Genomic DNA, 8,036 nt, shown 5'->3' with positions numbered 1-8,036 from the left:
TCTGCAAGGGCGGCCGGGGCTCGGCCGTGAGGCCCAGCTCGACCAGGGTGCGGCCCGCCATCAGCTGGCTGGCGACCTTGGCCAGGGGCACTCCGGTGGCCTTGGCCACAAACGGCACCGTGCGGGAAGCGCGGGGGTTGGCCTCAATGATGAACACCCGCTCGCCGAGTTCGGGGTCGCTCTGCACGGCGAACTGCAGGTTGATCAGGCCGCGCACCCCCAGGGCCAGGGCCAGGGCCCGGCTCCAAGCGCGAATCGTGGCCAGGGCTGGCTCGCTGAGGCTCACCGACGGCAGCCAGCAGGCCGAGTCGCCCGAGTGGATCCCGGCCGGCTCGATGTGCTCCATCACCCCGCCGATCACCACTACCCCCTCCCGATCGCAGAGGGCGTCCACATCCACCTCCACGGCATTATCCAAGTACTGGTCGATCAACACCGGGTGGTCGGGCTCCACCTGGACCGCCTCCACCATGTAGCGGTTGAGCTCCGCCTCGTCGTAGACCACCTCCATGGCCCGGCCGCCCAGCACGTAGCTGGGGCGCACCACCACTGGATAGCCCACGCGCGCGGCGATGGCGCGGGCCTCGGCCTCACTGCGGGCCAGGCCATTGCGGGGCTGGCGAATCTCCAGGCGCCGCAGGATCGCCTCAAATTGCTCCCGGTCTTCGGCCGCATCGATAGATTGCGGCGACGTACCCCAGATGCGGCTGCCCGTGGCCAGTCCCTCCGGGGAGGCCAGCCAGTTCAGCAGCGGAATCGCCAGCTTGAGGGGCGTCTGGCCGCCGAACTGGACGATCACCCCCACGGGCCTCTCCACCTCGATCACGTTGAGCACGTCTTCGAGGCTGAGCGGTTCGAAGTAGAGGCGATCGGAGCTGTCGTAGTCGGTGGAAACGGTTTCCGGGTTGCTGTTCACCATCACCGTGGCGAAGCCCTCGGCCTGCAGGGCGAAGGAGGCGTGGCAGCAGCAGTAGTCAAATTCGATGCCCTGGCCGATGCGATTGGGGCCACCGCCCAGGATCATCACCTTGGGGCGTGTTTCCGGCTGGACCTCATTTTCAGGGGGCACGGTCTCCAGCTCGCCAGCGGCGTTGATGCGCTCCAGCGGGCGCTCATAGGTGGAGTAGTGATAGGGGGTGCTGGAGGCGAACTCCGCCGCACAGGTGTCGACGGTCTTGAACACGGCGTTAACCCCCAGGGCCTGGCGGTGGCGCCGCACCGCCAGCTCATCGCTGCCGGTGGCCCAGGCCAGCTGGCGGTCGGAGAAACCCAGCTGCTTTAGCTCCAGCAGGGCCGGCGCCTCCAGCTCGGCGAGGCTGCGGCCCTGCAGCAGCCGCTGTTCGGCCTCGAGAATGTGGCGCAGCTTGGCCAGGAACCAGGGATCAATGGCACTGAGCTGGTGGATCTCCCCATCGCTGCGGCCGGCGACCATCGCCTCGCGCACGGCAAAGATCCGATCGGGGGTGGGGGTGCGCAGGGCCCGGGCCAGGGACGGGGGTTCCCAGCTGGCATCGGGCCGGTCACAGCCCCAGCCGGCATGGCCCGTTTCCAAAGAGCGCAGGGCCTTCTGGAATGACTCCTCAAAACAGCGGCCAATTGCCATCGCCTCCCCCACCGACTTCATCGAGGTGGTGAGCACCGGCGTGCTGCCCCGGAACTTCTCGAAGGCGAAACGGGGAATCTTCGTGACCACGTAGTCGATCGTGGGTTCGAAGCAGGCCGGCGTGGCGCCGGTGATGTCATTGACGATCTCGTCGAGGGTGTAGCCCACCGCCAGGCGGGCGGCGATCTTGGCGATCGGAAAACCCGTGGCCTTGGAGGCCAGCGCCGAGCTGCGCGAAACCCGCGGATTCATTTCGATCACCACCACATCGCCGTTGGCGGGGTTGATGGCGAATTGGATATTGCTGCCGCCCGTATCGACGCCGATCTCGCGGATGATCGCGATCGACTGGTCGCGCAGGCGCTGGTATTCCCGGTCAGTGAGGGTCTGGGCGGGCGCCACGGTGATCGAGTCGCCGGTGTGAACCCCCATCGGATCGAGGTTTTCGATGCTGCAGACGATCACCACGTTGTCGGCGCTGTCGCGCATCACCTCCAGCTCAAATTCCTTCCAGCCCAGCAGCGACTGCTCGATCAGGATCTGGGTGACGGGGCTGGCCTCCAGGCCGCTCTTGCAGATCGCCCGAAACTCCTCCGGGTTGTAGGCGATGCCGCCACCGCTGCCGCCCAGGGTGAAGGCGGGGCGAATGATGCGGGGATAACTGCCGATGGCTGCGCCCACCTGCTCGGCCTGCTCCGGGGTGTGGGCAATGCCGGAAGGGCACACCGCCACGCCGATGCGCTCCATCGCCTGCTTGAACAGCAACCGATCTTCCGCCTTCTGGATCGCCGCCAGATTGGCGCCGATCAACTCAACCCCGTATTTGGCCAGGGTGCCGTTCTCGGCCAGGGTCACCGCCAGGTTGAGGGCGGTCTGGCCGCCCATGGTGGGCAGCAGGGCATCGGGGCGCTCGATCTCGATCACCCGGGCCACCACCTCGGGGGTGAGCGGCTCGATGTAGGTGCGATCGGCCATGTCCGGATCGGTCATGATCGAAGCGGGGTTGGAGTTCACCAACACCACCTCAAAGCCTTCGGCCCGCAGGGCTTTACAGGCCTGGGTGCCGGAATAGTCGAATTCACAGGCCTGGCCGATCACGATCGGACCCGACCCCAGCAGCAGGATGCGACGCAGGTCCGTGCGGCGGGGCATGGGGGGAGTCTGGCCAAACGAGGCCAGCCTCTCACGCTCACCCCTGGGCAACTCCAGCCCCAACCCGGCCGTCAGGGCTGCCAGTGGGGCCTGGAATGGTTAACGTGATCCTTAACAAGGTCCATTTTCGATGAGCGAACTCCAGCGGCTGAAAGGGCTGCTGCCCCCTGAATTGCAGAGCTGGGTGTTTGTGGAAGCGGCGGCGTCCGTGGATCCGCCCCTGATCACCATCGAAGAGATTGGCCGCGACGAAGTGGAGATCCAGATCGATCTGGAGAAGTGGGACGCCCTGGCGCTCGACCACCGCAACCTGCTCTTCTGGCATGAGGTGGGGCGCATCCAGAACGACGCCGTGCCCCGCGACGGCTGGGAGATGGCGGCCCTGGCCATCGGCCTGGGTGGGGCCATTGGGGAGTTGTGGGTGCAGGACGGCCTGCTGCTGGTGATGGCCATGGGCCTCTCCGGCTTCGCCGGCTACCGCCTCTATCTCAAGAACAATTCTGAAAAGCGCCTCCAGGACGCCGTCTCCGCCGATGAGCGGGCGATCGACCTGGCCACCCGCTTTGGCTACTCCCTGCCCAATGCCTACAAGAGCCTGGGCGGCGCCCTCAAGGAGCTGGTGGAGCAGACCCGCAAGAAGAAGAAGCGGGCCTTCTATGAAGACCGGCTCGAGGCCCTGCGCAAGAGTGCCGGCAAGGCCCGTGCCGAAATGGCGCAGCAACAGGGTTCCCGCCAATCCGTCACCAGTGAAAATGTCTATGGTTGAAGCTCCCAATCGGCAAGAGCTCACCAGCGAGCAGCTTGCCCAGCTGGCCGCTGAGGCCTGTGACGATCGCAAGGCGGTGGATATCCGCCTGATCCGGGTGGATGAGGTGTCGTCTTTGGCCGACTGGTTTGTGATAGCCAGTGGCCTTTCCGACGTGCAGGTGCGCGCCATCGCCCGCTCGGTGGAAGACCAGATCGAGGCGGCCACCGGCAGGCTGCCCCTGCGCCGGGAGGGGCAGAAGGAGGGCCGCTGGCTGCTGCTCGATTACGGCGAACTGATCGTGCACGTGCTCACCCCCAGTGAACGCACCTACTACGACCTGGAATCCTTCTGGGGCCACGGTGAACAAGTGCGCTTCGTAAGCTCCACACCTGCTGTGATCTCCTGAGTCCCATGCAGTGCCCGGTGCCGCCCGAGCAACGGCCCCTGCGGGAATACGAGCAGCTGCTGGAGTCGTGGTTCTTTGTCTGGCCCGCCCACAACTTCAGCGAGCTGGTTCGCCCCCTGGCCACCAGCTGGCTGCTGCTGGCCCCCCTCACCGTGCTGGTGGCCAGTGGCAGCTGGGTGATGCGCCATCACCCGGCCCAGCTGGTGCTGGCCGGCCTGGTGGCGGCGGTGGCTCTGCCAATCCTGCTGCTGGTGCGCCAGTGGCTCGGTTGGACCTACGTGCACCGGCGCCTGCTCTCCGAACGGGTGGAGTACGAGGAGTCGGGCTGGTACGACGGCCAGGTGTGGGAAAAGCCGCTGGCCTGGCGCCAACAGGACCTACTGGTCGCCCAGCACCAGGTACAGCCCGTGCTGCGACGGCTGCAGCAGGCAGCGATGCTGGCGGTGATCCTGGCCCTGGTCGGGGCGAGCCTCTGTCAGGCTCTCTAAAAGCGGCTTCCGGGCACCTGTGACCCTGTCCTCCAGTTTTGGTGGCCCTGCCCGCGGAGCTGGCTCTGCCCGTGGAGGTGTTCCTCCGCTGGAAGTGCGGCTGCTGCGCGACGGCATCCCGGAGTCGCGGCATCGGGTGCACGCAGTGGTGTGCGATGGCCGGGGGCGGGTGCTGATGCGAGCCGGCGATCCCCAGCAGCTGAGCTTTGCGCGCTCAGCCCTCAAACCGTTCCAGGCCAGCGTGTTTGTCAGCAGTGGTGCAGCCGACCACTGCAACTGCGGCGAGCGGGGCCTGGCGATCGCCTGCGCCAGCCATGCCGGCACGGCCATCCACGCCCGCGAGGCCTTCAAGTTGCTCTGGGGGGCCGAGCTCGAAGCCGAGCAGCTGCAGTGCCCCGTGCCTGCCGCCGGCAGCAGCCCCCTGGAGCACAACTGCTCCGGCAAGCACGCCGCCTTCCTGGCCACCTGCCGCCAGCTGGGCTGGAGCACCGAGAGCTACCTGCAGATCGCCCACCCGCTGCAGCAGGAGGTGCTGAAGCGGGTAGGGGATCTGCTGGCCCTGCCCGCCGCCGAACTGCTCACCGCCCGCGACGACTGCGGGGCCCCCACCCTGCAGCTGCAGCTCGCCCAGATGGCCCTGCTCTACGCCCACCTGGGCGCCGGCAGCCAGGCCGATCTGGAGCGCCTCAGCCGGGCCATGCTGGCCCACCCCGAGCTGGTGGCGGGTGAGGGGCGCTTCGACACCGAACTGATGCGCCGCGGCCACGGCCAGGTGGTCAGCAAGGGCGGTGCCGAGGGCATCCAGTGCCTCAGCCGCGTCGGCGCGGGCATGGGAGTGGCGATCAAGGTGGAAGACGGCTCCAGCAGGGCCAAACATGCGGTAGCGCTGCACCTGCTTGAGCAGCTCGACTGGCTCACACCCATGACCCTTGAAGAGCTGGGCAGCCTTTTTCTCCAGCCAGCGCCCCACCTGCAGCTGGAGGTGATCGGCGAGCTGCGCTTCGACTGATAGAGTTTCCTCGTCGACGCGGGGTAGAGCAGTCTGGTAGCTCGTCGGGCTCATAACCCGAAGGTCGCGAGTTCAAATCTCGCCCCCGCCACCACTTTCCCGAAACCCCGGCAGCCCCCTGCCGGGGTTTCCTTTTATTTGGGCCCCAGCCGCCTATCTGACTTCTAGCGCCGCCTTGATCTCCCCCTTGCGCTCCCCAGGCCATGGCCGACCCCGCGCTGCAACCTGACGCCATCGTGGTGGGCTCCGGTGCCACCGGCGGCGTGGCGGCCATGGTGCTGGCCGAAGCCGGCCTCAAGGTGCTGGTGCTGGAGGCGGGGCCGGAGCTGAGCTGGCGCGATGCCCTCGGCAGCGAGCCGCTCAATAGCGCCCGGCGCCTGGCCCATATCTCCAGCGGCAAGCAACGGCTCCAGCGCCACCACCCGGGGTATTGGAAACACAATCCAAACCTGTTCGTCGATGAGCGGCGCAACCCTTACACCACCCCCGACGATGCCCCCTTTCTGTGGACCCGGGGGCGGCAGGTGGGCGGCAAAAGTCTCACCTGGGGTGGCATCACCCTGCGGCTCTCCGACTACGAATTCCAGGCCGCCGCCCGCACTGGCCAGGGGCCCGGCTGGCCAATCGGCAGCAGGGAGCTGGACCCCTACTACGGGCGGCTAGAGCAGCTACTGGGGGTGCACGGTGGCTGCGATGGCCTGAGCCAGTTGCCCGATGGCCACTTCCTGCCCCCCCTGCCCTTCACCCCGGGCGAACGGCACCTGCAGAGCCGCATTGCAGCCGAGCTCGGACTGCCCCTGATCCACTCCCGGGGCTTCAGGCTGCATCGGCAGGCGGGCTGGCCCCGCTCCGCCAGCCAGGGAAGCACCCTGGCCAGGGCCCTGGCCACCGGCCGCACCCAAGTTCGCAGCAACACGGTGGTGAGCCACCTGCTGATCCGAGCCGACAGGGCCGAGGGGGTGGTGCTGGTGAATGGAGCCACGGGCGCCCAGGAGCGGCTCAGCGCCCCCCTTGTGGTGCTGTGTGCCTCCACTATCGAAACCGTGCGGATCCTGCTGCACTCCAGTGAGGCCCACCAGAGCGGCGGGCTGGTCGATCCATCGGCAAGCCTGGGGCGCCACCTGATGGATCACATCTCCAGCAGTCGCTTCTTCTCCATTGCCGGGGTTGGCCCGCCGCAGGAAGAGGTGGAGCTCTCAGGAGCCGGCAGCTGCTTCATTCCCAACACCGTCAACCTGGAGCCGGGCAGCGAAAGCGACTTCCAGGGCGGCTACGGCCTCTGGTGCGCCCTGCAGCGCTTCGACCCGCCCAAGCTGCTGCAGCGGCGCCGCGGCGAGGCGGTGGGCTTCCTGATCGGCCACGGCGATGTGCTGCCCGATCCGGCCAACCAGGTGACCCTGAACACCAACCAGCTCGATGCCTGGGGGTTGCCCACGGTCCATATCAACTGCCGCTGGGGCGCCAACGAGCACCGGCTGCTGGCCCACATGCACGGCCGCATGGAGGCCGTTGTGGCCGCCGCAGGCGGCCAGATCCGCCCGATCGAAGAGCTGTTCGTGCTGCCCCTGCTGGAGCCCTGGCTCCGCACCAGCCTGGCGGTGAGCCCGGGGGCCCCACCCCCCGGTTACTACATCCATGAGCTGGGAGGGGCCCGCATGGCCGCCACTGCCGAGGGGGGGGTGGTGAATCCGCTCAACCAGTGCTGGGGGGCGGCGAACGTGCTGGTGGTGGACGGGGCCTGCTGGCCGCGGGCCGGCTGGCAGAGCCCCACACTCACGGAGATGGCGATCACCTGGCGGGCCTGTGAAGCGGCCGCAGAACGGCTGCGCCACGGGGGTTAGGGGCCCGGGCGCCCAGGCCGCTCGGCAATCCTGTGTCAATCGCCACAATCGATCCCGGCCGGGCTGCGCACAATGACTTGGCGACCTCTAACAGGGTCGGGCAAGGGAGAATCAGGCGGAGGTTGGCCCCTCTGCCTTTTTTTTGGCCCGTCTTTTTTTTGGCCCGCCAGCTTGGCGCTCTGGGCTCAGCTGTTGAGGGAAAACCCGTTTAGGTAGTGCTGGGCGACGTTTTGATCGCTGCAGCCGTTCTGAAATAGAAAGCTGGCCAGGGCCGAAGAAATCAGCCGGTATTGGTCCCACTGGGGATGCTGGAGCAGAAATTCCTTCATGCCCTCGAACAGAACCTCAGGCACCTCCGCCTCCAAGCTGACGCTGGAGGCCTCCTGCTCGATGCCGGGCTCCATGCAGCTTTCTATGCAGCTCTCCATGCAGCGTTGAAGGTGGAGGCGTTCAGTGCTCATCGGCTGGGGAGGGCCCGCTGCTGTGGCTTAAGTACGCCACAGGGAAGGGGGGTCGGTCAAATCGCGCCGCCTTCGCCAAACCCATTCCAATCCGGATTGAGATTGCCTGTGCTGACGGTCTCCTGCGGGAGCTGACGCCGCCGCAGTAGCGGGGTGGGATAGCGGGACCCCGGGCTGTCAAGGGCAAGCTGAACCTTTGGCTGATTTCCCCAGCGGCAAGACCCCACGGGCAACCTTGGGCGCTTTTTTGTGGAAAAACCCCAGCAAAACTGGGGAAAAGGGGGGCAAAATGGGGAAAGATGCCATTGATCAGCAGAGCTTATGCGCC

At 67.0% G+C, this 8,036-nt stretch carries 7 protein-coding genes and 1 tRNA gene; 6 read left to right on the top strand and 2 right to left on the bottom strand.

Annotation, left to right across the window (positions count from 1 at the left end):
- Positions 1-2,755, bottom strand: a 2,755-nt coding sequence (gene carB / locus KBZ15_RS13830) for a carbamoyl-phosphate synthase large subunit (RefSeq protein WP_255015798.1), incomplete at its 3' end; no start/stop codon positions are given.
- A 130-nt stretch (positions 2,756-2,885) separates the two neighbouring features.
- On the opposite strand from carB, the gene KBZ15_RS13825 reads away from it, so the two are divergent.
- From KBZ15_RS13825 to KBZ15_RS13800, 6 genes are all read left to right on the top strand, one after another.
- Complete coding sequence (locus KBZ15_RS13825; RefSeq protein WP_255015797.1) at positions 2,886-3,521, top strand: DUF3318 domain-containing protein; 636 nt, start codon at positions 2,886-2,888, stop codon at positions 3,519-3,521.
- Positions 3,514-3,909, top strand: coding sequence for a ribosome silencing factor (rsfS, locus tag KBZ15_RS13820; RefSeq protein WP_255015796.1), 396 nt, complete (start codon positions 3,514-3,516; stop codon positions 3,907-3,909). The genes KBZ15_RS13825 and rsfS overlap by 8 nt, the downstream gene beginning before the upstream one ends.
- A 5-nt stretch (positions 3,910-3,914) precedes the next feature.
- A complete protein-coding gene (locus tag KBZ15_RS13815; RefSeq protein WP_255015795.1) occupies positions 3,915-4,397 on the top strand; it encodes a CGLD27 family protein in 483 nt (160 codons plus the stop codon).
- A 19-nt stretch (positions 4,398-4,416) separates the two neighbouring features.
- The gene (locus KBZ15_RS13810) at positions 4,417-5,406 is read left to right on the top strand and encodes an asparaginase (protein WP_255015794.1); all 990 of its coding nucleotides are present in this window, start codon (positions 4,417-4,419) and stop codon (positions 5,404-5,406) included.
- Positions 5,407-5,423: 17 nt separating this feature from the next.
- A tRNA-Met gene (locus tag KBZ15_RS13805) sits at positions 5,424-5,500 on the top strand.
- 109 nt (positions 5,501-5,609) lie between these two features.
- The gene (locus KBZ15_RS13800; protein WP_255015792.1) at positions 5,610-7,247 is read left to right on the top strand and encodes a GMC oxidoreductase; all 1,638 of its coding nucleotides are present in this window, start codon (positions 5,610-5,612) and stop codon (positions 7,245-7,247) included.
- 185 nt (positions 7,248-7,432) lie between these two features.
- On the opposite strand, the gene KBZ15_RS13795 is transcribed toward KBZ15_RS13800, so the two are convergent.
- Positions 7,433-7,708 carry a DUF2811 domain-containing protein gene (locus tag KBZ15_RS13795; RefSeq protein ID WP_396123488.1) on the bottom strand — a complete coding sequence of 92 codons (276 nt, stop codon included), beginning with the start codon at positions 7,706-7,708 and terminating at the stop codon, positions 7,433-7,435.
- Positions 7,709-8,036 lie beyond the last annotated feature (328 nt).

Origin of the sequence: Cyanobium sp. BA20m-p-22 (assembly GCF_024346275.1) — a bacterium.
In the GTDB taxonomy this organism is placed as follows: Bacteria; Cyanobacteriota; Cyanobacteriia; order PCC-6307; family Cyanobiaceae; genus Cyanobium_A.
This window is presented reverse-complemented; position numbering and strand designations above follow the sequence as displayed.

Excerpts from the sequence above, each read along its gene's own strand:
- KBZ15_RS13800 (WP_255015792.1), top strand. The coding sequence starts at position 5,610 with ATGGCCGACCCCGCGCTGCAACCTGACGCCATCGTGGTGGGCTCCGGT.
- KBZ15_RS13815 (WP_255015795.1), top strand. The coding sequence starts at position 3,915 with ATGCAGTGCCCGGTGCCGCCCGAGCAACGGCCCCTGCGGGAATACGAG.
- KBZ15_RS13825 (WP_255015797.1), top strand. The coding sequence starts at position 2,886 with ATGAGCGAACTCCAGCGGCTGAAAGGGCTGCTGCCCCCTGAATTGCAG.
- KBZ15_RS13795 (WP_396123488.1), bottom strand. The coding sequence starts at position 7,708 with ATGAGCACTGAACGCCTCCACCTTCAACGCTGCATGGAGAGCTGCATA.
- rsfS (WP_255015796.1), top strand. The coding sequence starts at position 3,514 with ATGGTTGAAGCTCCCAATCGGCAAGAGCTCACCAGCGAGCAGCTTGCC.